The organism is Christiangramia qingdaonensis (genome assembly GCF_048381525.1).
In the GTDB taxonomy this organism is placed as follows: Bacteria; Bacteroidota; Bacteroidia; order Flavobacteriales; family Flavobacteriaceae; genus Christiangramia.
Genome location: NZ_JBLWIM010000008.1, coordinates 208,279 through 233,595, shown reverse-complemented (window position 1 = coordinate 233,595; position 25,317 = coordinate 208,279). Strand labels below are relative to the sequence as shown.

Genomic DNA, 25,317 nt, shown 5'->3' with positions numbered 1-25,317 from the left:
ACACTATTTTTATAAGGTTTCCTGTGGTACAGGTTCTATGTCTTTACGTTTCTGCTCAAATTTCTCAATAGCTTGCAGCTTACTTGTTAGAAAATCTATATCATCATAACCATTGATCAGGCAGGTTTTTTTGTAGGGATCTATGTCAAAATGTTCTTTTTCAGCAGAACTTTCAATTTTTATAAATTGATTTTCAAGATCAATGCTGAATTTTTCTTCCGGATTTTTCTCTACTGAAGTAAATAGCTTATAAAGAAAATCGGAACTCACCTGAACTGGCAAAAGTCCGTTATTTAACGCATTGCCTTTAAAAATATCTGCAAAGTAACTGGAAACAACAGCTTTAAAACCGTAAGCTTTTATGGCCCAGGCGGCATGTTCACGACTTGATCCACATCCAAAATTATTTCCTGCGATCAGTATGGAACCAGAATATTTATCTTGATTCAATACAAAATCTTTATTTGGATCTCCATTTTTATCAAAGCGCCAGTCCTTAAAAAGATTTTCACCAAAACCAGCTTTATCTGTCGCTTTTAGAAAACGGGCAGGAATGATCTGGTCTGTGTCAACGTTTTCATCATCTAAAGGAACGGCGGTATCTGTAAGTGTTATAAATTTCTCCATTAGTTCATTGTTAGCGTATAGTCTGAAATCTTTCCTGAAATAGCAGTCGCTGCGGCGGTCAATGGACTTGCCAGAATTGTTCTGGAACCCGGTCCCTGCCTACCTTCAAAATTTCTATTACTGGTAGATACACAATATTCTCCCTCTGGGATCTTGTCATCGTTCATTGCCAGACATGCCGAACATCCTGGTTGTCTTAAAGTAAAACCGGCTTCTTCAAATACCTTGTCCAGTCCTTCTTCTTTAATTTGTATGGCTACCTGCTGGCTTCCGGGAACGATCAATGCATTTACATTTTCTGCTTTCTGTTTTCCTTTGATATAAGATGCAGCAACTCTGAAATCTTCAATTCTGGAATTCGTGCAACTACCAATAAAAATATAGTTGATTGGTTTATCTAATAAAATTTCTCCCGGCTTGAAATCCATATAGGCTAAAGCCTTGGCATCGCTTTTATTTCCTTCCACAGGAATACTACCGGTGAGTTTAATTCCCATTCCCGGGTTTGTTCCGTAGGTTATCATAGGTTCTATATCTTCAGCTTCAAACGAATATTCCTGGTCAAATTCAGCTTCCGGATCAGTTTTTAAGGTCTCCCAGTAAGCGGTCATTTTATCAAAATCATCGCCCTTAGGTGCAAATTCTCTGCCTTCCACGTAATCTATCGTGGTTTGATCTGGAGCAATAAGGCCACCGCGTGCTCCCATTTCTATACTCATATTGCAAACCGTCATTCGGCCTTCCATAGACATTTCTTCAAACACTTCTCCCGCGTACTCACAAAAGTAACCGGTACCTGAATTTGTTCCCAGTTTACTTATAATGTACAGGATTACATCCTTAGGCAAAACTCCCTTCTTCAGTTTTCCATTCACATTCACCCGAAGCTTTTTTGGCTTTTCTACCAGTAGACACTGGCTTGCAAAAACCTGAGTTACCTGGCTGGTTCCTATTCCGAAGGCAATCGTTCCAAAAGCGCCATGAGTAGAAGTATGGCTGTCACCGCAAACTATGGTCATGCCGGGCTGAGTGATTCCCAGCTCCGGGGCCATTACATGAACGATCCCATTATAGGGATGTCCCAGGCCATAAAGCGTAATATCGTTTTCTTCACAGTTCTGACTCAGCTCCTTTAGTTGCTTTCTGGATAAAAGATCCCTGACCGGCAAATGCTGATCCTGGGTTGGCGTATTATGATCTGCCGTAGCCACGATCTGTTCCGGCCGAAAAACCGGGATATTTCTTTCCTTTAACTCATTAAAAGCTTGAGGACTGGTTACTTCATGAATTAAATGTTTATCGATATACAAAATGTCCGGTCCATTAGGAATGCTTTCCACAACATGGGAATCCCATATTTTATCAAATAATGTTTTCTTCATAACAAATCAGGCAATTGCTCGTGAACTCTTTTTGAAGATATCCATGATCGTATGAATATCAGTGTCTGCCACCTGTTTCTTAGCATCTGCAAAGTTTAAGAACTCAAGGTAAACATGATCCAGTTCTATTTTTGTTAGATCATAACCCATTTTCTTGGCTTTGTAAGCAAGTGCCGCTCTTCCACTGCGAGCAGTTAAAACAATAGCCGACTCGGTGACCCCGACATCGGCTGGATTAATGATTTCATAGGTTTCTCTATTCTTGATGACGCCATCCTGATGAATTCCAGAACTATGCGCAAATGCATTGGCACCCACGATCGCTTTGTTTGGTTGTACGAACATACCCATCTCTCTCGAGACCATATTACTGGTGTCGTATAATAACTGCGGATTAATGTCTGTATTCAAATCAAGATATGGATGTTGTCTTAAGATCATGACGACCTCTTCCAAAGCCGTATTTCCAGCACGTTCTCCTATCCCATTGATGGTGCATTCTATTTGCCTGGCTCCATTGGTAATACCAGCGATTGCATTGGCTGTAGCCAGTCCAAGATCATTATGGCAATGGCAGGAGATGATCACATTCTCGATCCCAACCACATTTTCTTTTAAATATTTTATCTTTCTGCCATATTCTTCCGGTAGGCAATATCCTGTTGTATCTGGAATATTTATTACGGTAGCCCCGTTTTTCACAGCTTCGGTACATACTTTTGCCAGGAATTCGTTTTCAGTTCTTCCAGCATCTTCCGCATAGAATTCAACATCGTCTACGAAGCTTTTAGCATAAGCCACGGCTTCACCAGCTCTTTCAATGATTTCTGGACGACTGGACTTGAACTTATATTTTATATGAGAATCTGAAGTTCCAATTCCTGTGTGGATTCTGGGCTTTCGGGCATATTTGAGCGCATCTGCAGCAACCTTGATGTCGTTTTTTACGGCGCGGGTAAGTCCGCAAACCGTCGCATTTTTTACGAGTTTTGAGATTTCGGTGACAGATTGAAAGTCGCCAGGACTCGATACCGGGAAGCCTGCTTCAATAACATCAACACCAAGTTTATCGAGTCGTGCAGCGATCTTCTTCTTCTGTTCCGTATTCAATTTGCAGCCGGGGACTTGTTCTCCGTCCCTCAATGTAGTGTCAAAAATTTCTACCTTTTCAGTACGCATGTGAGATTTATTTTGCTTTATCTTTAACTAATGTATCAGTCTCACTACAAGTTTTCTGGTCACAGTCCTAACATGTTACAGTAATTAAAACAAAGTAAAAAGTATATAACTAACTGAATTACAATTAACTAGTAAACCTACTTTTACAATGACCAATGATCTAACCGAAAACCTGTTTTCTTTAATCAAATCCTTATCTGCTTCAGAAAAAAGACAGTTTTCGCTTTATGTTGGAAGAATTGGGGTGAATTCAGATTCAAAATTTCTGAATTTATATAAAGTTATTTCAAAGCAAAAAAAATATAATGAAGCTGAAATTCTTGAAAACACCAGTATTACGAAGCTTCAGCTTTCCAACGTCAAGACGCATCTATACAAGCAGCTTTTAATTTCTCTAAGGCTCAATCCAGCACACCAGAGTATTCCGGTTCAAATTCGGGAACAACTTGATTTCGCTTACATCTTATATCACAAAGGTTTATATAAGCAGAGTTTAAAGTTGCTGGACAAAGTGAAGTTGCTGGCACTAAATTTTGAAGAGAAGAACCTTGCTTATGAAGTTCTGGAGCTTGAGAAGATCATAGAGTCGCAATATATCACCCGGAGTATGAATAACAGGGCAGATATTCTTATTCGTCAAACCCGGGAGATCAGTGCGCTAAATTCATTGTGGGGAGATCTATCGAATCTTTCCCTGGAATTATATGCAATTTTTCTGAAACAAGGCTATTGCCGTACTGAAGAAGAAGCAATTTCCATCAAGGAATATTTTAAAAAGCAACTACCCGATTATACATTTTCAGAGCTTGGTTTCCGAGAGAAATTATGGGTTTATAAATCCCATATGTGGTATAGTTTTTTAATTCAGGATTTTTTGGGTTGTTACCGCTATTCAATGAAATGGAAAGAACTTTTTGTAGAATATGATCATATGATCCCCGTGCATCCTGTTTCTTATCTAAAAGGTAATCATTACCTGTTGGAATCATTGTTTTATTTGAATCATACAGAGCTTTTTGAAAAGACTTTGATCCAATTGGAAAGTTCCTTGCGAGATGCACAGATCCCACACAATGATAATATTGCGGCACTTTCTTTTCTCTACGTCTATTCCAATAAACTCAATTTAAAGTTTATGAAAGGTGAGTTTGGAGATAACCAGGAGCTGGTCAAAAAGATCACAGATAAGATCACAAAATTCAAGGGAAGGTTGGATGAGCACCATATCATGGTATTTTATTACAAGATCGCCTGTTTGTATTTTGGGGATGGAGATAATAAAAAATGTATTGCTTTTCTTAAAAAGATCATCTCTAACAAATCATTGGGAATGCGGGAAGATCTTATGTGTTTCTCCCGAATTCTCAATCTTGTAGCACATTATGAGGCTGGACTCGATTATCATCTGGATCATCTTGTGAAGTCCACTTACAAGTTTCTTATTAGAATGAACGATCTACATGAGGTTCAGAAAGAGATGATCAAATTCCTAAGAAAGCTACCGGATGTTTCTCCTCTTGATATTAGAGATGAATTCAAAAAACTACATGCTGTTCTCAAAGTTTTCGAGCAACATCCTTATGAAAGAAGGGCTTTTCTATACCTGGATATCATTAGCTGGCTGGAAAGTAATATTGAAAATGTTCCGGTAAAAACTATCATTCAGCAGAAAACTGCTGCATCTTCGCGTTAAATTCAGATATGACCGCACCAAAGTCTACCAATATTTCGAATATTCTAATGCTCAACCTGGCGGTGTTGCTTATAAGTACATCTGGAGCCTTAGGTCGATATATCACTTTAGATCCCATAATCACCATTTTCTATCGATGTGTATTGGCAGCTGTTATATTTTATGCGTACTGCAAATGGCAGGGAATAAGCCTAAGGATCGCTTCGACAAAAGATGTGCTAAAAGTGATTTCTGGAGGACTGCTTATGGGAGCGCACTGGGTGACTTATTTCTATTCCCTTAAATATTCAAGCGTTGCCATAGCTTTGTTATCCTTATTTACATATCCGGTTATCACAGCATTTCTGGAGCCACTATTATTTAAAACCCGATTCAATAAGATCCATGTTGCACTGGGATTTTTAGTGCTGTTCGGGGTGTATTTTCTGAGTCCCGATTTCGATCTGGAGAATAACTCATTTATCGCCGTACTCTTCGGAATTGCATCTGCAGTATTTTATTCTCTTCGGAATTTACTAATGAAAAAAGAGATCGAACGCTATAATGGTTCCACATTAATGTTCTACCAGATACTGGTGGTCGCTTTAGTTCTGTCTCCTGCTTTCTTTTATTCTGAAGTTGACAAAGTTCTGGAACAATGGAAACCACTACTTACGCTTGCTTTGCTTACGACCTGTATTGGGCATACCTTATTCTTGAAGAGTTTTAAGAATTTTAGTATAACTGCGGCGAGTATCATGAGCAGTATACAACCGGTTTATGGTATCGCGCTTGGAGCTATGTTTTTGAACGAGATCCCTTCAGCAAAAACCATGATTGGTGGTTCATTGATCATAAGCGCCGTTATAATAGAAAGTCTTAGTTCGCTGAGAAGCAGAAAATAATATTTCCGGGTATAAAAAAACCACTTGGATAAGTGGCTTTCGATATTATTCAGTTATAGTTAGTTTAAGACTTCTTTAAAAGTATCTCCCTGTCTTATATCTCCGGTTCGGTATCCACGCATAAACCAGGATTTACGTTGTTCTGAAGTTCCATGAGTAAACGAATCTGGATTTACTCTTCCACTGGTTCGTTTCTGTATCGCGTCATCACCAACAGCATTCGCGGCACTCAACGCTTCTTCGATATCTCCTTCACTCAAATACTGCTGATTCTCCTTTGTCCATACTCCTGCATAAAAATCGGCTTGGAGCTCAAGCGCTACAGATAGTTCGTTAGCTTCAGTTTGACTCGATTGCCGCTGAAGATTACGAACTTTTCCAGCCGTTCCCATCAAATGTTGAACATGGTGACCTACTTCATGAGCCATCACATAGGCAACCGCGTAGTCACCACCTTTTGCACCAAATCTTTGTCTCAACTGATCGAAAAAAGTAAGGTCCATATAGATTTTCTGGTCTGCAGGGCAGTAGAAAGGTCCGCTTGCAGAAGACGCACCACCACAGGCTGTTTGAACAGCATCGCTAAAAAGAACAAGACCAGGTTCCTGGTAATTCATATTATTTTCAGCAAATATATCATTCCACACATCTTCAGTATCAGCAAGAACAGTAGCGACAAATTCTCCCATTTCCTTTTCTTCCGCAGTAAGTTCACGGGTTTCAGTCTGGGAACTGCCAGATCCTTCCAGTTGTTGTAAAACTGAGACATCACCATCGCTAAGAATAAACTGCGCAATAACGAAAATTACACCTATAATTCCTCCACCGGCAATTAATTTACCTTTACCAGAGGAACCTCTGCGATCTTCTACATTCCCGCTTTGTCTACGACCTTGCCATTTCATATTTTAAATATTTTGGTTAAAAATAGTAAAAAGGCAGAATGTAAATTCTAATTAAATCATAATTGCATCCCAGATAGGATCTTTTGGAGGAGGAGCTGTGATATGGATCTCTTCTTTTTTCACGGGATGTATAAACCTGAGTTCTCTTGAATGAAGATGAATACTGGCATCGCGGTTGCTACGATCAAAACCATATTTAAGATCTCCTTTTATAGGACTTCCAATGGCGGATAACTGACTCCTGATCTGGTGATGTCTACCCGTATGAAGGTCTATCTCCAGTACATAATAACGATCGAGCTTTTTGATCAATTTATAGTCTAGGATCGCTTTTTTAGAATCAGGAACTTCATTTTTATGGGCATAGGATTTATTCTGTTTGGAATTCCTTTTCATAAAATGAATAAGCTCGTCACTTTCTCTTGGCGGTTTTTCCTTAACCACGGCCCAGTAATTTTTTTTCGCGTCCTTATCCTGAAATAATTTATTGAGTCTTGGAAGTGCTTTTGAAGTTTTTGAAAACAGCACGATCCCGCTGGTAGGCCTATCCAGCCTGTGAACCACGCCTAAGTATACATTTCCTGGCTTATTATATTTTTCTTTGATATAACTTTTAACCACTTCAGAAAGTGGTTTGTCACCGGTCTTATCTCCCTGGACAATATCACCCGGTCTTTTATTGACGATAATTATATGATTATCCTCATGCAGCACCTGCAGATTATCCTTTGTGGAAATTATTTTATCTGAACTCAATAGTTAAGTTTTGTAAAGAATTAGAACGATCCAATCAATCGATCAGTACTGAATTTTAAGTCTAATATTGTTCATCATCTGAAGGGAACGCGCTGCTTTTCACATCATCTCTGTAATTCTGAAAAGCTTTGGTCATTTCTCCGTGAAGATCTGCATAACGTCTAAGGAATCTTGGATTAAACTCGTGGGTCATACCAAGCATATCGTGAACAACCAGTACCTGGCCATCTACACCATTTCCTGCACCGATCCCAATTACTGGAATGGTTAAACTTGCGGCAACTTCTTTGGCCAGTTTTGCAGGAACTTTTTCAAGAACAATTGCAAAACATCCAATTTTTTCAAGCATCAGGGCATCTGCCTTCAGTTTTTCTGCTTCTTGCTCTTCTTTTGCACGAACTGTATAAGTTCCAAATTTATAGATGGATTGTGGTGTTAGTCCAAGATGTCCCATGACCGGAATTCCTGCGTGCATGATCCTCTTGATACTTTCTTTAACTTCCTTTCCACCTTCGAGCTTTACGGCATGTCCACCACTTTCTTTCATGATCCTTATGGCGGAGCGCAAGGCCTCCTTGGGATCACTCTGGTAACTTCCAAAAGGAAGATCCACAACTACCAGGGCACGATTGATCGCTCTTACAACACTGGTTGCATGATAGATCATCTGGTCCAGGGTAATTGGAAGTGTGGTCTCATGACCTGCCATTACATTACTTGCAGAATCACCTACCAAAATCACGTCTATACCGGCGCCATCCACGATTTGAGCCATAGTGAAATCGTATGCCGTAAGCATGCTGATCTTTTCACCGTTGGACTTCATATCTACCAGTGATTTTGTTGTTATTCTCTTGTACTGTTTTTTGGCAACCGACATTCGCGTAAATTTTAATTTCAGTAAAAGTAGTAAATTCGTGGAGCACTGTCAATAATCCTCGACTTATGAAAAACTTAATATTTCTGGCGTTTATATTTATTTGCTTCAGTAGCCATGCACAATCGAACAATCCAAAGCAATTGGTTATAGATTTTTTCGAGGCTTTTCATGAGCAGGATACCGTAAAGCTTTTGCTACGGAATCACTTCAGTTGAAATCTGTAAGTAGGAATGCTGAGGGTAAATCAACTATCAATACTTCAGCTTATTCAGAATTTGTAAAAAGTATAGCCTCTATTCCGAAGAATGTGAGATTTGAAGAAAAAATACATGAGTATAGAATAGAAGAAAACGGACTGCTGGCGACAGTAACAACGCCTTATACCTTCTATTATAAAGGCGAAAAATCACATTGCGGAACCAATGTTTTCAATTTAGTGAAGATGGACGGGAACTGGAAGATCTTATTTCTAATGGATTCCCGGAGCAAGCAGAGCTGTAATTAAGTATCTTTTACACACCGAAAACCAGTATGCTCTAAGCCTGTATCCGGAACCGAACTCATTCTAGCCGAAAGGCGATAGCCGCTGCAATAACTTTCAGCACATAAAAATGAACCACCGCGTATCACTTTTTCCTGCTCCATGTTGTAGTAGTGTTTAAAATATCCATCTTTCATTTCAGAAGTTCTGGAGTAAGCATCGGCATGATAGGTGTCCAGACACCATTCCCATACGTTTCCTGTAGTTTCATACAAACCGAAATCATTTTCAGGAAAGCTTTTTACAGGTGCTATTTTTTCAAAATCATCCTCTACAGTATTCTTTTTTGGAAATTCGCCCTGGTAAAAATTCGCATGTTGCGCGGCAATGTCAAAATCATTTCCCCAATGGTAAGTAAGAGAATCACGACCTGCACTATTAAAATATTCAAATTCAGCTTCTGTTGGTAGTCTTTTACCAGCCCATTTAGCATAGGCCATTGCATCATACCAGGAAACCTGCACCACGGGATAGTTCTCCTTACCTTCAATAGAAGAGTCGGGACCCTGCGGATGTTGCCAGTTCGCACCTTTCACAAATTTCCACCACCACTCGGGATTATAGGGATCAAAAACCAAAGCTCCAGGTTCGTAGGTCTTCCCGTTAAGCTCAAAACTTCTTTCTGCAGTAGTAACATAACCGGTAGCTTCAACGAATTGAGCAAATTCGGCATTAGTAACTTCAGTTTTATCTACATATACAGGTTTGATCTCCACTTTATGAACTGGTAATTCATTTTTTTTAGCCTGATCAGTTTTTCCACCCATCAAATATTCCCCACCTTCAAGTTTGATCATATTTTCGGTAGAGGAGGAGTCGGCTCTGGTTTTGATATAGGAGATCTCCTTTAGATATTGCTTATGATAATCTGAAACCTGACGGGTTTCGGTAGGTTCTATTACCTGGATTGGACCACTTGATTTTTCTTCTTTACACGATGTAAGCAGAAGGCCTGATAATAAGAATATAGAGATGAAGTTTTTCACGTTTGTCCTGATGAATGAGTCTCAAATATAAACATAAAAAAACCGGAAAATAAATGCTTTAGTATCCGGTTTTACGCCAAAGTCTATATTCAAAGCAATAGCCCTTTACCAGCCAACTACGACACGACGTCCCTTTTTCCATTTGGCAACATTTTTTCAAGCTTCGATTACAACCCATACGACCTCATGACATTTATTTCTTTAATTTCAGAAGTAAGGAAAATTCTTGGCTAAGACTTAAAGATTTTAATTGGAGAGACTCAGGGGAAGGATAAAAAGCAGTACCATAGAATTATTCATGCTGTGCATTAACATGGGCCAGATCAATCCGCGATTCTCCAATTTTATTTTTCCGAAGAAAAAGCCTGCGATGATACGGGGCAAGATCATTATGAATAATACCAGGTCAATTTGAAAAGTATCTACATAATTGAAAATATGGACAAAACCGAAAATGATAGCACCAAGGATCCAATTGATCAAATAATACCGGTGTAGCCAGTAACAGGTCTTTCTAAAAATATCTTCCGGGATCAATTCCCCCAGGGCATAAAAAGCAAGCAGCAAAGTCCCGCCTAGTACACCGTATTTCAGACTCCAGTGAGCTTCTTCCGGGATAATTGCGATACCAATCATAAATAGAACACAGCAAAAAAAGAATTTGAGACTAAATTCTGTAGGTTTAAGTAAACTTCGGAATAAACCTTCCTCCATTATCGGCGCGAAAATGGCCGCCATAAAAGCAAATTTCCATGGTTGTTTTTTTAATAATTCGAAGATCTCGGTTTGCTGATATTTATCGTAATCGAAAGATGGAAATGTGGATTGAAGAGCGGCCAGTAGTATGAAGAAAAGGAAATAACAACCAAGCATCTTTCCGAAATTAGTTAGCAGGTTGAAAATTTTAAACCTCAGGCTGGCTTCTGGCGGCATTTATAGTAGCGTTTGAGTCTGCAATATAAGAAGAGCAATAGCAGAAATAAACCTTAAAAATGTAAATGTGTTCTAAATTAATCTTTAGTCTGAAAACTTTATGAATAGATTAAGGCTTAGGAAAAAGCTTAGATTTTCGTGTTTTCTATCTTTAAGAAAAATAGGATTATGAAGTTTTTTATAAATGAAGCGGACCAGGTTGTAAATGAGGGTATACAAGGATTGCTTACCAATCCTAAGCTCACGAGACTGGATAATTTCCCCGAGGTTCGTGTAGTTCTGCGGAAGGACTGGGATAAATCTAAAGTAGCAATTATGTCTGGTGGTGGATCTGGACATGAACCAACTCATGCGGGATTTGTTGGGAAGGGAATGCTCACTGCAGCTGTATGCGGTGATATATTTGCATCTCCCTCGGTAGATGCAGTACTGTCTGCGATTATAGCTACAGCAGGAGAAAAAGGTTGTCTTTTGATAATTAAGAACTATACAGGAGACAGACTTAATTTTGGTCTTGCGGCAGAGCAGGCAAGGGAAATGGGTTATAAAGTTGAAACTATCATAGTAGGAGATGATATAGCTTTAGGAGAAGATACAGAACAAAGAGGATTAGCCGGAACGCTATTCGTACATAAATCGGCGGGATATTTATCTGAAGAAGGAAAGTCCCTGGAAGAGATTTTAGAGCTGGTAAAGAGAGTTGCGCAAAATTCTTATTCCATAGGTCTTTCGTTAGAGGAAGGACAGAAATTTCAGGGAAAAGAGGAATCTCGTTTAGATGAATCTGAAGCTGAATTGGGTCTTGGAATTCATGGTGAACCGGGTGTTGAGAAGATTGCCGTTGAGAAAGCTGATAAGCTTATGGAAACTGCAGTGGAAAAACTTCAGGAATATACAAATGGAGCTGAGTATGCACTTATTTTGAATAATCTTGGAAGTGTTACACCGGTCGAAATGAACGTATTGCTGAATTCTTTTAGTAAAACTTCAATGGCGAAGAATGTGAAATTGCTCGTAGGTCCCGGAAGTTTTATGACTTCACTGAACATGAAAGGTTTTTCCATTTCTGTGGTGAAACTGGATGAGGAGATCAGTGAAGCTTTGCTTGCAACCTGTGATCCTGCGTCCTGGTTCATTAGTGAATTTGGAGAAGCCAGCTCTATTGAAAGTCCGGAACTGCCAGAAACTCTTCCTTTTGAATCTTCGGAAAATGCCAGCACCAAGAGGTTACTTAAGGAAATTGCTGAAGAATTAATCGACATGAAAGATGAGATCAATGCTCTGGATGAAAAAGTAGGAGATGGTGATGCCGGTTCTACCTTTGCAAGCGCTGGTAAGAATGTACTGGAAGTTATTGACAGGTTGCCATATGCCAAAAACTGGGAATTATTTATAAGTATAGGTAGAATTTTTTCCAGAGAAATAGGGGGATCTAGCGGTGTACTTTTTTCACTTTTATTTACCAGAGCTGGAAATGCTTTGAAAGAAAATGATGATCTGGGAAAAGCTTTATTAAGCGGATTGGATAAAATGAAGGATTATGGTGGCGCGAAACAAGGGGAGCGTACAATGATAGATGCGCTGCAACCAGCTTTTGAAGCGATCGCTAATGGTGAAAGTATGGAAGATGTAAAGTCGGCTGCACGAAAAGGAGCTGATGCCACTAAAGAAATCACCGATACTAAATTCGGTAGGTCTTCTTATCTATCAGAAGATAGTTTGAAGAATGTTTCGGATCCAGGAGCAGAAGTTGTTGCCAGGGTTTTCGAAAAACTGGCGGCTATTAAATAATTGAAGTTAAAATGAAAAACCCACCTTGAAATATTGTATAATCAGGGTGGGTTTTCTATTAAATATTAGCAATCACTAAGGCTTACTTTTACTGCAAGACCACCTTCAGATGTTTCTTTATACTTCTTATTCATATCCTTTGCGGTTTCCCACATCGTCTCGATCACTTTATCCAGTGGAACCTTAGCGCGACTTGCATCACTTTCCATGGCAATTTCAGCAGCATTGATCGCTTTGATCGCACCCATAGCATTTCTTTCGATACATGGAACCTGTACTAAACCAGCAATAGGATCACAGGTTAAACCTAAATGATGTTCCATTGCAATCTCACTGGCCATTAAAACCTGTTCTGGCGTTCCTCCCATCAATTCGGTTAAACCACCTGCGGCCATCGCTGATGAAACTCCAATCTCTGCCTGGCAACCGCCCATGGCTGCAGAAATGGTAGCTCCTTTTTTGAAAAGGCTTCCTACTTCGCCGGCAACCAGCATAAATCTTTTGATCTCTTCGTAAGTAGCGTCGTGATTTTCGATACAGAGGTAATACATCAAAACAGCCGGAACAGTTCCAGCACTACCATTAGTGGGAGCGGTTACAACCCTTCCCAAGGATGCATTAACTTCATTGACACTCAAAGCAAAGCAGGTAACCCATTTAAGGATCTGGCGAAATTTCACTTCGGTTTGTCTAATCGCAGGAATCCAGTCCTCTACATTGGTATAGGAAGTGTCACCAATTAAACGCTGGTGCATTTCAAAAGCTCGTCGTTTCACGTTAAGACCACCTGGAAGTGTTCCTTCCGTATGACATCCAATATACATGGACTCCAGCATTACGTTCCAGATCTGTTTGAAGTTCGCATCGATCTCCTCATCTGTACGAAGAGAACGTTCATTTTCAAGCACAATTTCTGAAATGGTTTTCTTTTCCTGTTTGCAAAACGCCAGTAGTTCAGTTGCCTTTTCAATTGAGAAAGGGAAATTCTGAAAATTCTTCATTTTCTTGCTGGCGTTCTTACGTTCTTTTTTAACTACGAATCCGCCTCCTATGGAATAGAACGAAGAAGAAGTTTTCTTATTATTGAATAGACATGCTCGAAATGTCATTCCGTTAGGGTGAAATTCGAGGAATTTTCTATTGAATTTTATATTTTCAGAGATTGAGAATTCTATTTCTCGTTCTCCATTTAATAATAACCTGCCGCTTTCACGAACGTTGCTAATCTCTGAATCTAGGATCTCAATATCCATAGTTACAGGATCATGTCCCAGCAATCCCAGAACCGTGGCAATATCTGTAGCGTGACCTTTCCCGGTAAGACTTAAAGATCCGTAGAGATCTACATGAATTTTTTCCACCTGGTCGAACCTTTCTTTAGATTTCAACTCAGCGATCCAGCGTTGTGCTGCCCGCCATGGTCCAAGAGTATGAGAACTGGATGGACCAACGCCCACCTTCAGCATATCAAAAACGCTAATGCATTCGATTTTTCGCATTCAGATAAAATTATTTGAGCACAAAAGTAAGGATTTGATAAAGCTACCCATATATAATTGCGAAAATAATATTCCGAAGAAATCTAGTGAGGATAACTCAGTAATGACATGGTTATAAATTAAAAATGACAGTCTGTCATAAGAAAAGCGCTGGCATAATGATTGACTTCAAGTGAGTGTAAAATTGATAAACTAACATAAAACAAGTTATATAGTTATGAGTAAAATAATTGGAATTGACTTGGGTACCACTAACTCCTGCGTTGCCGTAATGGAAGGTAGTGAGCCAACAGTGATACCTAATGCCGAAGGAAAAAGAACAACACCATCTGTAATTGCATTTGTAGAAGGTGGAGAGATAAAAGTAGGTGACCCTGCAAAGCGTCAGGCTGTAACCAACCCGACTAAAACGGTAGCTTCTATTAAAAGATTTATGGGAAACAAATTCTCAGAATCTGAAAAGGAAGCTGGAAGAGTGCCTTACAAAGTAACTAAAGGTGACAATGATACTCCACGTGTGGATATCGATGGTCGTCTTTATACTCCGCAGGAACTTTCAGCAATGGTGCTTCAGAAAATGAAGAAAACAGCTGAAGATTATCTTGGACATGATGTGACGGAAGCTGTAATTACAGTGCCTGCATACTTTAATGATTCTCAACGTCACGCAACAAAAGAGGCTGGTGAGATCGCAGGTCTAAAAGTAAGAAGAATTATAAACGAGCCAACCGCTGCAGCACTTGCTTACGGATTGGATAAAAAATCTCAGGATCAGAAGATCGCTGTGTATGACCTTGGTGGTGGTACATTTGATATCTCTATTCTTGAACTAGGTGATGGTGTTTTTGAAGTACTTTCTACGAATGGTGATACTCACCTTGGGGGAGATGACTTTGATGAAGTATTGATCGATTACCTGGCTGATAGCTTCCAGAAAGCAGAAGATATCGACCTAAGAAAAGATCCAATGGCACTTCAACGTTTGAAGGAAGCATCTGAAAAGGCGAAGATCGAATTATCATCTTCTACTCAAACGGAGATTAACCTTCCATACGTAACTGCAACTTCTAGTGGACCAAAACACCTTGTGGAAACTATTACAAGATCTAAGTTCGAGCAATTAGCTTCTGAACTTGTAACAAGATCTATGGAGCCGGTGAAGAAGGCACTTAGCGATGCAGGTCTTTCTAAGAGTGATATTGATGAGGTAATTCTTGTTGGTGGATCAACGCGTATTCCTAAGATTCAGGAAGAAGTTGAAGCATTCTTCGGAAAAAAACCATCGAAAGGTGTAAACCCGGATGAGGTTGTGGCAATTGGTGCAGCGATCCAGGGTGGTGTATTAACCGGAGATGTAAAAGATGTATTGCTTCTTGATGTTACTCCACTTTCTTTAGGTATTGAAACCATGGGAGGAGTGAACACAAAACTAATCGAGTCGAATACTACGATACCAACGAAAAAGTCACAGACTTTCTCTACGGCGGCAGATAACCAGCCATCAGTTGAAATTCACGTACTTCAGGGAGAACGTCCAATGGCCGCAGATAATAAAACGATTGGTAGATTCCATTTAGATGGTATTCCACCGGCACAGAGAGGAACTCCACAAATTGAAGTTACTTTCGACATAGATGCTAACGGTATCATTAAAGTAAGTGCTACAGACAAAGCAACTGGAAAATCTCAGGATATTCGTATCGAGGCTTCTTCAGGATTAACTGAAGAGGAAATCGAGAAGATGAAGAAAGAAGCTGAAGCGAATGCTGAAAGTGATAAGCAGGCTAAGGAAAAAGTTGATAAACTTAACGAAGCAGATAGCATGATCTTCCAGACTGAAAAGCAACTGAATGAATTTGGTGATAAGATCTCTGAGGACAAGAAGAAGCCAGTTGAAGAAGCTCTAGAAGAGTTGAAAAAAGCTTACGAAACTAAGGAGATTGAGCGAATTACTCCAGCTTTAGACAAGTTGAATGAAGCATGGAAGACTGCATCAGAAGAGATGTATAAAGCTCAGGCAGAAGCTCAGGGCGGTCAGCCAGGTGGACCACAACAAGGTGCTACAGGCGCTGAAGGTGGAGCAGCTGCTGGTGGAGCCTCTCAGGGTGCAGATGATGTTGAAGATGTAGATTTTGAAGAAGTGAAGTAATTCACAACTTATATATTTTAGAAAAACCCCGCAGAAATGCGGGGTTTTTTTTTGGGCCTGATCTGTACCAAAGTGTTTTTCATCCGTAAACATATTCCTTAACTGTAATAGTTCTCATTCAATTTGCACTATTCTCTTAGCGGTTTTTAAACTGATACAAGTTTCCTTAATATCAATTTTTTGCGAATTAAACCAAACTTAACGCCTTAACCTAAAAGTGATTTTAAGTTAATTTAAGTACTACAGTGGCTTAACATCCTGGCTGAGTTCAAACTGTATTTTTATAACAACTAAACAACTTAAATTATTTTTTCAAATGAACAGAATTACAAATTTTATGGGTCGGCTATTTTTACTAGCCGCTTTATCATCGGCAATTAGCGGTTGCGAAGCTGAAGACGGTGTAGATGGTACAAATGGGATCGATGGCCAGGATGGTATAGATGGAATAAATGGAGAAGATGGCGAAGACGGAGAGGATTTTACTCCAGCTCCGGAAATATTCGAAAATAAAAGTGCGGTGGATCCATTAGTTGCCATGTCCTCGCAATTCAGCTTCGTTCAGGCTTATTCTTTGTTAAGTACACCAGACGTGGTAGGAGATGATTTCCAACTGGCAGGTTCTGCTGACGGCGCAGGATTTCTAAAAGACGGTGATGGTTATATGTATGTCGTGAACTGTGAAGATAGTTATGCAGTAGCGAGAATTAGATTTGACCAATTCATGAACCCAGTAAGCGGAGACTATCTATTAAATTCTGGTGTTTCAGATTATGCACGACAATGTTCTGCCACTATGTGGGAAGCCAGTATTCATGGTGGATCCAAAGATCTTTTCCTATCAGCTTCAGAAAGTATTAATTACGATGTAAAAGGTATAGATCCATGGGTAGAAAATCCAACTCCGCAGGCAGATTTCGGACTTGATGCACTTGGTGAATTTTCCTGGGAAAACGCTGTACCACTTCCTAAAGATGCGTACTCTGGAAAGACTGTAATCATTGGAGGCGATGATGATTCATCTGGTTCTGAAGGACAGGTGGTGCTTTATTATTCTGAAAATGCCGATGATGATCTGGAAAACGGGAAGATCTACGTGCTTCGAGCGAAAGAAGTTTCAGATGGGATGGATGGAAAAAAAGCTGTAGAATCTGATGTTGTCTATAATGAGTCAAGTTTTGATCTTCAATCAACCTACGAAGTAGAATTTGTTGAGATCGAGAATGGTAAGGATCTCACTAAGGATGAAATGGAAACAGCCAGCACCAACGTGCTTGCTACTCAATTTATGAGAGTTGAAGACGTAGATTACCAGAAAGGAACCGATTCTAATGCTAGAAATGTTTATTTCGCGGTTACCGGTAGAGGTCCAGGCAGAGGTACTTATAATGACTGGGGTACTGTGTATAAACTTGAGCTGGATGAAAACTCCCCACTTTCAGGTAAACTAACTCAGATTGTTAGTGGAAACACAGATACCAACAATATGGATGGGAATTTAGGGGCGCTGCAAAGTCCTGATAATATCTGTGTTACTGAAAATTTCGTCTACATCCAGGAAGATCCAAACAGCTTTAGTAGAGGACATTCCGCTTATATTTATCAGTCAGATCTCAATGGACAAAATATTCAGCATGTGCTTGAGCTAGTAGTGCGCCAGGATCTGGATCCGGAAAATTCTACAGGTTTAAGCGGTGAATTTGGTTCATTAATAGATGTTTCAGACAAAATTGGAGAACCAGGAACTTTTCTTCTTGCTGTGCAACCGCACTATTGGGAAAGCAGTGATTTTATGAATTTAGACGGTCATACAAATGCTGACCGCGAAGATGACCAGGCATCACAAATAGTTTTACTAAGAGGGTTACCTAGATAATTCGAATTTTAGTTTCTACAGGTCTTCGTTTTTACGAAGACCTGTTCTTATTTATAGAAATATGTTCAAAAAAATACTTGTGGCAATCATTCTAATTGCCCAGTTTTCATGTAAGCAAGAATCGGAATGTCTTGCTCTTAATTCTGAAAATAATCAGGGCTGGACTCAGGCGCACAAATTCTACCAAAATTCGTTAAATAACAGTATTCAGCATTTATCTGAAATAAAAAATAATGGTTTGGATGATCCTTCTAATAAAGAGCTTTTTAAGAAAGCAAGACAGGAATGGAAAAAAGCCGAACCCTTTGCGGCGTATTTAAATCCTGCAGTGGGACATCGTGTAAATGGACCTGCACTTCCAGTCTTTCTTGAGGATAATTCCAGGTTTATGCCGGCGGTTGGATTGCAAAAGATAGAGGAAAGTATTTATGACAGGGAAGTTACAGAGCAGGAATTTCAGGAAGAACTGAAAGTTACGCTGGGATTAATGAGAAACCTTCAGAAGAATATAGTCAAGCGAGAGCTCACCACAGAACGCTTTTTTATTGCAACACAGCAACAATTATTAAGGATACTTAGTCATTCGATCACTGGATTTGATACTCCAGTTAGTCATTTGGGGATAGAGGAAGCGGCTATCTCGTTAAAAGCTTTGAATGAAGTATATGTTCTTACACTTCAAAAAATTATCCAGCAGAAGGATATAGATTTAGATAAAAGATTTCAGCAAAAGCTAATAAGTTCAGCTAATTATCTGGAAGAAAATACAGATTTCGAGACCTTCGATCGTTACGAGTTTACCAGAGAGTATTTAAATGATATCACCAGCTTATGGCTGCAAATTAGAAATACTTCGGGACTTTGGGAAAGTACTGTCAATCAACCTTTCAATTTTGATGCGCCAACATTTTTTGAAGAGGATTCTTTTAAGCCTGAATATTTCATGCAGAATGTAAACAGAAAGAATTCTGGAATGAAAATAGCGCTTGGCGAGAAATTATTTTTCGAGAAAAAGCTTTCGAAAAATGGACGTATGGCCTGCGCGACCTGTCATCTTCCAGAAAAGGCCTATGCAGATGGTTTAACTTTCAGTAAAGACAATCAGGGAATGGAGCTAAGTAGAAATACACCCACCCTTATTAATTCGGTTTATCAGCGAGGATTTTTCTGGGATGGTAGATCTGAAGGTTTGATAGAACAAATCTCTTCAGTATTTACTAATAAAAAAGAATTTGATACCGGAGTGCATGAATTTTCCGAAGAAATTTTACAGGATTCTACCTATCAGGAAATGATCCAGCAGACCTTTGGTGGTATTCCGCGGGGTAATACAGAACTTATCAAAGCATTGTCTGCATATATTTCCACACTTAATGGAATGAATAGTAAATTCGACAGAAATATTTCTGGCAAGGAAAACACCTTCACAGAGCAGGAAAAACGCGGATTTAATTTATTTGCCGGCAAAGCCCTGTGTGCTACCTGTCATTTTTTACCCCTCACCAATGGAACCGTTCCGCCATTCTATACTGAAACCGAAAAGGAGGTTATAGGTGTTCCTGAAACAGCTGCAAATAATAAACTGGACGATGATACCGGTTTTTATTGGAGCTACCGAGTTGAAGAGCATAAAGGAATGTTCAAAACCCCAGGAGTGCGAAATATAGCCCTAACGGCTCCATACATGCATAACGGAGTTTATTTGAATCTAGAGCAGGTAATTGACTTTTATAATAAAGGAGGTGGAGCTGGATTAGGATTTGATCTGCCACTTCAAACCTTGCCCTTTGATAATCTGGAACTCAATGAAGACGAACAGGCTGCTCTGGTAGCCTACTTAAAAACGCTAACAGATACTAAGGTAACTGGTCACAAAAAGGATCTTTCATTTAGCAAAGTATAGATATAAACGAAATTGAAGAGTACCAGCACCACAAGGCAGCATAAACTGAAAATTCGGTACTGCTTACCAGGCTGGTCTTCTTTTCTCATAACATTGCTGGTTACAAGTTTATAATTGAACCATGCGAGCAAGGGAGCTGATAGAAAAGATAAGGCTGTAGCGAAATCTATGAGGACCGTAAATGTCATACTAAAATAGGAAAGTATTACCAGTGCCACAGCCGGAATGATAAAAATTGCCAGTCGGTAGGAATTCCATTTTTCAGAGATTGTTGCCTCAGGTTTTTCGATCATATAAACTTCGGAAAGCACTCGGGGAAATGCATCTGTGACCGCAAGGGTAGTAGAGAACATAGCGATAAGGGCAGCGATCGCTACCAGCGTTTCGCTCCAGGGTCCCAAAGTAGCTCCGTAAAGCGCTACCAACTGTCCCGAAAATTCTACACCGTTCCCTGAAAATTCTGTATTGGAACCGAACATTATAAGTGCTCCCATTAGAAAAAACAACAAACCAATAATTGCCGCGGCCAGGTAACCCACGTTGAAATCTGCAAATGCTTCCCTGATACTTATTTTTCCAGTGGATACCGATTTTTCCCTGGTCCAGATTGAATGCCATACGGCGGCATCTAACGGAATTGGCATCCAACCCATAAAGGCAATAATAAAAGCTATACTTGCGGTATTCCAGATATCTGGTGATGCAATGGATAGCGAACGATCAAGCCTCCCGTCACCAAACGCCAACACGACTGCGATCAAAGTAGCCAACCCAAGTAAGCTAACGATGAATTTCATGGATTTGTCCAGTGCCGGGTATCTTCCAATTAGGAGTAGAGCGATACAAATAGCAGAAATGATAAGACTCCAGCTCAAAGTTCCCAACGCGATTCCAAAAAGTTGTTCAGCAAGACCGGCGGTTACGATCGTAACTGCCGCCTGAATTATGAACATGCTACCCACCGTAATAAAGATAAACAGTGCATAAGGCAATTTACCCAGACGCCTGTAACCCTGGATGAGATGTTCACCCGTGGAAGCAGCGTACCGGGGACCAAATTCGAGAAATGGATATTTCGTTATGCACGCGAGCAATAAGATCCAGATGAGTAGGAATCCGTAGTCTGCACCGGCTCTGGTCGCCTGTACTAAATGCGAAACTCCAATTGCGGCTCCGGCAAGCAAGAAGCCCGGACCCAAAGATCTCAAAATTGATCTACTTTTCGGCATCAGCTCGTTTTAGCAATTTTAGTGATAATTTCCTGGTTTAGTTCGTGTCCACCTTCAAAAGCATGAATATTGATCTCCTTCCCAAATATTTCCTTCAATCTTGATTCTTCAACTTCTATGATCCCTTTTTTGAGGTACTCATCCCGTGTTCCGTATATAAAATGAAAATTGGTTTCTTTCAGAAACTCGAAATCTGCCTTATTAAGTTCCTGTGGTACTTTTCCGGAGTGCATAATAAGATTGGCGCATTTAATTTTGCGTCTGGCCACGAACCTGGTAGCCACAGAAACACCTTGTGAATAACCGAGAATATTTAGTTTATGAACAGTTGAGAGATCTTCAGCATCATAAACAGCATCGAGATACATCAGCACGTTTTCGATCTCAGCTTCAAGATTCTCCCGGGTAAGCCAGGATGCGCCCATATGTCTGTACTCACCGTTGAGATAATATTTCGATTGAGCCTGGGGAGCTATGATATAATTTTCAGCGTCCAGATGATTGAAATGTCTTATAAAATACCTGCTTAAATATCCAATTCCGTGTAGCACCAACCATACAGTTCTGGTCTTTTCAGAATGTTCATTAAGGGTAGAATAGGTGTTGTGAATGGTATAAGAAAGACTTTTCTCCTTACTCATGGTTGTCGCAGGTTTTGTATTTTTACAAATAAACCAATCTTTTAAAAGATGACGAAGGAAGAAGTACTGCAACTTTCAAAAAAGGTCTGTAAGAACACACTTATGGAAACCCTTGAAATAGAGTTTTCTGAAATTGGAGAAGATTACCTGATCGCTAAAATGCCGGTGAATTCAAGAGTTCATCAACCTGATGGAGTTTTACATGGCGGTGCGACAGTAGCCCTGGCAGAAAGTGTTGGAAGTATGGCCAGTTATGTTTTTCTGGATACCGATAACTTTTTTATTCGGGGCATTGAGATCGCTGCAAATCACCTTAGAAGTGTGAAAGAGGGATGGGTTTATGCGAAAGCGACTTTTATTCATAAAGGCCGCACCACGCAATTATTTGAAATAAAGATCACTGATGAGGAGGATCGCCTGATCTCCCTGGTGAAGTTAACGACCATCGCTCTTCCAAAAGAAACCAAATGATCACAGAAGAAGAATTATTTGCCAGTATAAGAACTCAGTCCGATAAAGAATTTCCATTTGTCGCCTATCGAAAACCTGGGGAGAATAGTGTAAAGCTCATCTCTCAAACCTCTGCGGAAAGCTATTGTGGCGAAGGTCTGGACACGCCGGGATTTGTATTTGCAGCCTTTGATTCTTTGAATCGATCCCTGCTTATTCCTATGGCTGAAGCTGAAGTTTTTAATTGTAATTACCAAAACCGACCAGTAAATCAACCAGTTCCACCACAGCCTGAAAAGCCTATGCCAACTAGGAATTCTCAGGACCAGATAAGGCATGAACAATTAGTGCAGTCTGGTATTGACCAGATCAAGAATAGCAGTATTGATAAGATCGTACTGGCCAGGGCTGAAAAGGTTAAGGTCCACGATCCCGATCCCATTCCCATTTTTAGAAGATTACTCGACAGGTATGAGGATGCTTTCGTTTATTTCTGGTACCATCCGGAAACGGGCACGTGGATGGGGGCTACCCCGGAAACACTTCTTCATTCAGAGCGTAACAGATTTAAAACGATGGCTCTTGCCGGCACCCAGGTTTTCGAGGAAGATGTGGAAATTACATGGCGAAAAAAAGAAATAGAGGAGCAGGCAATTGTAACCAGTTATATCGATAAAGAGTTGCAAAAGATTTCAGAAGTTAAAGAACTGAAGATCGGAGAGCCTTATAGTGTAAAAGCAGGAAACCTGTTGCATATAAGAACCGACATCCAGGGATCTTTTGATTCAAGTTCTGCACTTTCCAGAATAGTGACGGCGCTTCATCCTACACCGGCGATCTGTGGCATTCCGAAGGCTGAGGCATTGCAGTTTATCCTTCAGAATGAAGAAATAGATAGAGAATATTATAGTGGATATCTCGGCGAAGTTCAACTCAGCAAGGAAGTGAAGAGGAATTCGAATCGGCGCAATCAGGAAAATCAGCAATTTGCTTCGATCTCCCGGGTTTCTAACCTGTATGTAAACCTTCGCTGTATGAAACTGGAGCAGGATATCGCAAAAATTTTTGTTGGTGGGGGCATCACCAAGGATTCCAATGCAGGTGAAGAATGGTATGAGACGGTAAATAAATCTGTCACCATGCGTAGGGTTCTTGTTAAATAAGCTTCAAAAACTCTTTCCAGCTTAGACGTAAATACTAATTTTGGGAGTCTATGAAATATTCAAAAATACCGGTAGCGAGATCTGTGGTAGCTCTTTGCGTTGCCAAGAATATAAAGCATGTAGTAATTTCGCCAGGTTCGAGAAATGCACCTTTAACGATCGGTTTTACGCATCATGATGATATTACAGCTTATAGTATTGTAGATGAGCGTTGTGCAGCATTTTTCGCGTTGGGAATTGCTCAACAGAAGAGAACTCCTGTGGCACTGGTATGTACTTCAGGTTCAGCATTGCTAAATTATTATCCGGCGATCGCTGAAGCATTTTATAGTGATATTCCATTGGTGGTTATTTCCGCAGATCGTCCCATAGAGCGTATTGATATTGGTGACGGACAAACCATCAGACAGAAGAACGTTTTCGAAAATCATATCCTGTATTCTGCAAATCTCTATTCTGAACTGGTACTGGAACATCAATCTGAAGATGCCAAGCTTCAGCAGAAACAATTTGAAGCACGTAAGCATAACGAACGGGAAATTAACCTGGCTTTGAATAAGGCAATAGAAGACAAGGGTCCTGTGCATATAAATGTACCTTTCTATGAGCCACTTTATGATACGGTAGAACATATAGAAGTAGATCCTTTACAGATCCTTCCCGAGGTGAATGAAAAGCACTATATAGAAGCGCAATTGAATAGCTATGTACAGGAGTGGAATAGCGCCAAACGTAAGATGGTGATCGTCGGGGTGGCCCAGCCAAACCTTATAGAACAGCAATTTCTGGATATGCTCGCTAAAGATCCCAGCGTGATTGTTTTTACTGAAACTACATCCAATATACATCATCCAGATTTCTTTACCAGGATCGATACCTTGGTAGGACCAATCGAAAAAGAAGAAAATAAAGAGGAATTATTCAAAAAATTGCAGCCCGATATTTTGCTAACTTTTGGCGGAATGATCGTATCAAAAAAGATCAAAAACTTTCTGCGAAATTACAATCCTAAGCATCACTGGCATGTAGATTCTAAAAAGGCGTACAATACTTTCTTTTGTTTGAACAAACATTTTGAAACAGAGGTAAATGATTTCTTTCACTCATTTATGCCACTTATCGAGACAGTAGACAGCGATTATGGAAATTTCTGGAAAGATGTAAAATCCAACCGGCAGCAACGTCATGAAGAATATATGTCTGAGATCCCATATTCAGATCTTAAAGCGATGCAATTGATCGTACCAGAGGTACCAGATCACAGTATTGTGCATTTCGCGAATAGTTCTACGATAAGATATGCGCAGCTTTTTGAATGGGATCGAAGTCTTAACACTTTCTGTAATCGAGGAACCAGTGGGATCGATGGTAGTACTTCAACTTCGGTAGGAGCTGCGGTAGCTTCAGATAAACCTGTTTTGTTCATTACTGGTGATCTAAGCTTCTTTTATGACAGCAATGCACTTTGGAATGATCATATACCATCCAATTACCGCATAATTCTTTTGAATAATTACGGAGGAGGTATTTTCAGAATATTACCAGGAAATAAAGATTCAGAGAATTTTGATACCTTTTTCGAAACTACTCATGAATTGCAGGCGAAACCTGTTTGTGAGCTTCACGGTTTCTACTATTCGAAAGCTTCCAATGAAAAGGAAATAGAGCATGAACTGAAAGCTTTCTTTGATGCTTCTGAAAAACCGAAATTGCTGGAAATTTTTACTCCGCGTAAGATGAACGACAAAGTATTGTTGGAATATTTCAGTTTTATGAAATCTTAGTAGGCTGCTGTAGGCTTCTTTTTTACTTTTTTATTAACTTACCTGAGCTAAAACTTAAAATTTAGA

General features: G+C 39.8%; 21 protein-coding genes. 10 read left to right on the top strand and 11 right to left on the bottom strand.

The window, feature by feature from the left end:
- Nucleotides 1-9 precede the first annotated feature (9 nt).
- From leuD to ACNI3T_RS01750, 3 genes are read right to left on the bottom strand one after another with little or no spacing between them, the layout of a single operon-like run.
- Nucleotides 10-627, bottom strand: coding sequence for a 3-isopropylmalate dehydratase small subunit (gene leuD, locus ACNI3T_RS01760; RefSeq protein ID WP_418226370.1), 618 nt, complete (start codon nucleotides 625-627; stop codon nucleotides 10-12).
- On the bottom strand, nucleotides 627-2,009 hold the full coding sequence (leuC, locus tag ACNI3T_RS01755) for a 3-isopropylmalate dehydratase large subunit (protein ID WP_418226369.1): 1,383 nt from the start codon (nucleotides 2,007-2,009) through the stop codon (nucleotides 627-629). Before leuC ends, leuD begins: the two co-directional genes overlap by 1 nt.
- 6 nt (nucleotides 2,010-2,015) lie before the next feature.
- The gene (locus ACNI3T_RS01750) at nucleotides 2,016-3,188 is read right to left on the bottom strand and encodes a 2-isopropylmalate synthase (protein ID WP_418226368.1); all 1,173 of its coding nucleotides are present in this window, start codon (nucleotides 3,186-3,188) and stop codon (nucleotides 2,016-2,018) included.
- Between the two features lie 148 nt (nucleotides 3,189-3,336).
- Here ACNI3T_RS01750 and ACNI3T_RS01745 point away from each other — a divergent pair, with 148 nt between their 5' ends.
- Together ACNI3T_RS01745 and ACNI3T_RS01740 are read left to right on the top strand one after the other, a co-directional pair.
- On the top strand, nucleotides 3,337-4,881 hold the full coding sequence (locus ACNI3T_RS01745) for a hypothetical protein (RefSeq protein WP_322302380.1): 1,545 nt from the start codon (nucleotides 3,337-3,339) through the stop codon (nucleotides 4,879-4,881).
- Between the two features lie 8 nt (nucleotides 4,882-4,889).
- Nucleotides 4,890-5,765, top strand: coding sequence for a DMT family transporter (locus ACNI3T_RS01740; RefSeq protein WP_418226367.1), 876 nt, complete (start codon nucleotides 4,890-4,892; stop codon nucleotides 5,763-5,765).
- 59 nt (nucleotides 5,766-5,824) lie between these two features.
- On the opposite strand, the gene ypfJ is transcribed toward ACNI3T_RS01740, so the two are convergent.
- From ypfJ to panB, 3 genes are all read right to left on the bottom strand, one after another.
- On the bottom strand, nucleotides 5,825-6,670 hold the full coding sequence (gene ypfJ / locus ACNI3T_RS01735) for a KPN_02809 family neutral zinc metallopeptidase (RefSeq protein ID WP_418226366.1): 846 nt from the start codon (nucleotides 6,668-6,670) through the stop codon (nucleotides 5,825-5,827).
- A 51-nt stretch (nucleotides 6,671-6,721) separates the two neighbouring features.
- Nucleotides 6,722-7,426 (bottom strand): RluA family pseudouridine synthase, encoded by a 705-nt coding sequence (locus ACNI3T_RS01730; protein ID WP_418226365.1) that lies wholly within the window; start codon nucleotides 7,424-7,426, stop codon nucleotides 6,722-6,724.
- A gap of 61 nt (nucleotides 7,427-7,487) precedes the next feature.
- A complete protein-coding gene (panB, locus tag ACNI3T_RS01725; protein ID WP_141877328.1) occupies nucleotides 7,488-8,306 on the bottom strand; it encodes a 3-methyl-2-oxobutanoate hydroxymethyltransferase in 819 nt (272 codons plus the stop codon).
- Nucleotides 8,307-8,517: 211 nt separating this feature from the next.
- On the opposite strand from panB, the gene ACNI3T_RS01720 reads away from it, so the two are divergent.
- Nucleotides 8,518-8,811 carry a hypothetical protein gene (locus tag ACNI3T_RS01720; protein WP_418226364.1) on the top strand — a complete coding sequence of 98 codons (294 nt, stop codon included), beginning with the start codon at nucleotides 8,518-8,520 and terminating at the stop codon, nucleotides 8,809-8,811.
- Here ACNI3T_RS01720 and ACNI3T_RS01715 read toward each other — a convergent pair.
- Together ACNI3T_RS01715 and ACNI3T_RS01710 are read right to left on the bottom strand one after the other, a co-directional pair.
- Complete coding sequence (locus ACNI3T_RS01715; protein WP_418226363.1) at nucleotides 8,808-9,833, bottom strand: formylglycine-generating enzyme family protein; 1,026 nt, start codon at nucleotides 9,831-9,833, stop codon at nucleotides 8,808-8,810. The genes ACNI3T_RS01720 and ACNI3T_RS01715 overlap by 4 nt on opposite strands.
- 246 nt (nucleotides 9,834-10,079) lie before the next feature.
- Nucleotides 10,080-10,766, bottom strand: a complete 687-nt coding sequence (locus ACNI3T_RS01710) for a CPBP family glutamic-type intramembrane protease (protein ID WP_418226362.1) — start codon at nucleotides 10,764-10,766, stop codon at nucleotides 10,080-10,082.
- Nucleotides 10,767-10,934: 168 nt separating this feature from the next.
- Between ACNI3T_RS01710 and ACNI3T_RS01705 the strand changes: the two genes are divergently transcribed.
- Nucleotides 10,935-12,557: a dihydroxyacetone kinase subunit DhaK gene (locus tag ACNI3T_RS01705; protein ID WP_418226361.1), complete on the top strand. Its 1,623-nt coding sequence runs from the start codon at nucleotides 10,935-10,937 to the stop codon at nucleotides 12,555-12,557.
- 65 nt (nucleotides 12,558-12,622) lie between these two features.
- Here ACNI3T_RS01705 and ACNI3T_RS01700 read toward each other — a convergent pair whose 3' ends face one another.
- Entirely contained in the window at nucleotides 12,623-14,056 is a 1,434-nt protein-coding gene (locus ACNI3T_RS01700; protein WP_418226360.1) for an L-serine ammonia-lyase, read from the bottom strand.
- A gap of 217 nt (nucleotides 14,057-14,273) precedes the next feature.
- On the opposite strand from ACNI3T_RS01700, the gene dnaK reads away from it, so the two are divergent.
- The 3 genes from dnaK (at nucleotide 14,274) to ACNI3T_RS01685 (ending at nucleotide 19,984) form a co-directional block, all read left to right on the top strand.
- The gene (gene dnaK, locus ACNI3T_RS01695) at nucleotides 14,274-16,205 is read left to right on the top strand and encodes a molecular chaperone DnaK (protein WP_418226359.1); all 1,932 of its coding nucleotides are present in this window, start codon (nucleotides 14,274-14,276) and stop codon (nucleotides 16,203-16,205) included.
- 316 nt (nucleotides 16,206-16,521) lie between these two features.
- Nucleotides 16,522-18,081 carry a PhoX family protein gene (locus tag ACNI3T_RS01690; protein ID WP_418226358.1) on the top strand — a complete coding sequence of 520 codons (1,560 nt, stop codon included), beginning with the start codon at nucleotides 16,522-16,524 and terminating at the stop codon, nucleotides 18,079-18,081.
- Nucleotides 18,082-18,142: 61 nt separating this feature from the next.
- Nucleotides 18,143-19,984, top strand: coding sequence for a cytochrome-c peroxidase (locus ACNI3T_RS01685; protein WP_418226357.1), 1,842 nt, complete (start codon nucleotides 18,143-18,145; stop codon nucleotides 19,982-19,984).
- On the opposite strand, the gene ACNI3T_RS01680 is transcribed toward ACNI3T_RS01685, so the two are convergent.
- The gene (locus ACNI3T_RS01680; RefSeq protein WP_418226356.1) at nucleotides 19,951-21,213 is read right to left on the bottom strand and encodes an Nramp family divalent metal transporter; all 1,263 of its coding nucleotides are present in this window, start codon (nucleotides 21,211-21,213) and stop codon (nucleotides 19,951-19,953) included. The genes ACNI3T_RS01685 and ACNI3T_RS01680 overlap by 34 nt on opposite strands.
- Nucleotides 21,213-21,854 (bottom strand): alpha/beta hydrolase, encoded by a 642-nt coding sequence (locus tag ACNI3T_RS01675; RefSeq protein WP_418226355.1) that lies wholly within the window; start codon nucleotides 21,852-21,854, stop codon nucleotides 21,213-21,215. Before ACNI3T_RS01675 ends, ACNI3T_RS01680 begins: the two co-directional genes overlap by 1 nt.
- Nucleotides 21,855-21,902: 48 nt before the next feature.
- Between ACNI3T_RS01675 and ACNI3T_RS01670 the strand changes: the two genes are divergently transcribed.
- The 3 genes from ACNI3T_RS01670 to menD are packed head-to-tail and all read left to right on the top strand — an operon-like array spanning nucleotide 21,903 to nucleotide 25,251.
- Nucleotides 21,903-22,325 (top strand): PaaI family thioesterase, encoded by a 423-nt coding sequence (locus ACNI3T_RS01670; RefSeq protein ID WP_141877339.1) that lies wholly within the window; start codon nucleotides 21,903-21,905, stop codon nucleotides 22,323-22,325.
- Nucleotides 22,322-23,467, top strand: a complete 1,146-nt coding sequence (locus ACNI3T_RS01665) for a chorismate-binding protein (protein WP_418226354.1) — start codon at nucleotides 22,322-22,324, stop codon at nucleotides 23,465-23,467. Before ACNI3T_RS01670 ends, ACNI3T_RS01665 begins: the two co-directional genes overlap by 4 nt.
- Before the next feature lie 50 nt (nucleotides 23,468-23,517).
- Complete coding sequence (gene menD, locus ACNI3T_RS01660) at nucleotides 23,518-25,251, top strand: 2-succinyl-5-enolpyruvyl-6-hydroxy-3-cyclohexene-1-carboxylic-acid synthase (RefSeq protein ID WP_418226352.1); 1,734 nt, start codon at nucleotides 23,518-23,520, stop codon at nucleotides 25,249-25,251.
- Nucleotides 25,252-25,317 lie beyond the last annotated feature (66 nt).

Bases quoted from the DNA above. Each gene is read 5' to 3' on its own strand.
- leuD (WP_418226370.1), bottom strand. From the start codon at position 627: ATGGAGAAATTTATAACACTTACAGATACCGCCGTTCCTTTAGATGAT.
- leuC (WP_418226369.1), bottom strand. From the start codon at position 2,009: ATGAAGAAAACATTATTTGATAAAATATGGGATTCCCATGTTGTGGAA.
- ACNI3T_RS01750 (WP_418226368.1), bottom strand. From the start codon at position 3,188: ATGCGTACTGAAAAGGTAGAAATTTTTGACACTACATTGAGGGACGGA.
- ACNI3T_RS01745 (WP_322302380.1), top strand. From the start codon at position 3,337: ATGACCAATGATCTAACCGAAAACCTGTTTTCTTTAATCAAATCCTTA.
- ACNI3T_RS01740 (WP_418226367.1), top strand. From the start codon at position 4,890: ATGACCGCACCAAAGTCTACCAATATTTCGAATATTCTAATGCTCAAC.
- ypfJ (WP_418226366.1), bottom strand. From the start codon at position 6,670: ATGAAATGGCAAGGTCGTAGACAAAGCGGGAATGTAGAAGATCGCAGA.
- panB (WP_141877328.1), bottom strand. From the start codon at position 8,306: ATGTCGGTTGCCAAAAAACAGTACAAGAGAATAACAACAAAATCACTG.
- ACNI3T_RS01710 (WP_418226362.1), bottom strand. From the start codon at position 10,766: ATGCCGCCAGAAGCCAGCCTGAGGTTTAAAATTTTCAACCTGCTAACT.
- ACNI3T_RS01705 (WP_418226361.1), top strand. From the start codon at position 10,935: ATGAAGTTTTTTATAAATGAAGCGGACCAGGTTGTAAATGAGGGTATA.
- ACNI3T_RS01700 (WP_418226360.1), bottom strand. From the start codon at position 14,056: ATGCGAAAAATCGAATGCATTAGCGTTTTTGATATGCTGAAGGTGGGC.
- dnaK (WP_418226359.1), top strand. From the start codon at position 14,274: ATGAGTAAAATAATTGGAATTGACTTGGGTACCACTAACTCCTGCGTT.
- ACNI3T_RS01690 (WP_418226358.1), top strand. From the start codon at position 16,522: ATGAACAGAATTACAAATTTTATGGGTCGGCTATTTTTACTAGCCGCT.
- ACNI3T_RS01685 (WP_418226357.1), top strand. From the start codon at position 18,143: ATGTTCAAAAAAATACTTGTGGCAATCATTCTAATTGCCCAGTTTTCA.
- ACNI3T_RS01680 (WP_418226356.1), bottom strand. From the start codon at position 21,213: ATGCCGAAAAGTAGATCAATTTTGAGATCTTTGGGTCCGGGCTTCTTG.
- ACNI3T_RS01675 (WP_418226355.1), bottom strand. From the start codon at position 21,854: ATGAGTAAGGAGAAAAGTCTTTCTTATACCATTCACAACACCTATTCT.
- ACNI3T_RS01670 (WP_141877339.1), top strand. From the start codon at position 21,903: ATGACGAAGGAAGAAGTACTGCAACTTTCAAAAAAGGTCTGTAAGAAC.
- ACNI3T_RS01665 (WP_418226354.1), top strand. From the start codon at position 22,322: ATGATCACAGAAGAAGAATTATTTGCCAGTATAAGAACTCAGTCCGAT.
- menD (WP_418226352.1), top strand. From the start codon at position 23,518: ATGAAATATTCAAAAATACCGGTAGCGAGATCTGTGGTAGCTCTTTGC.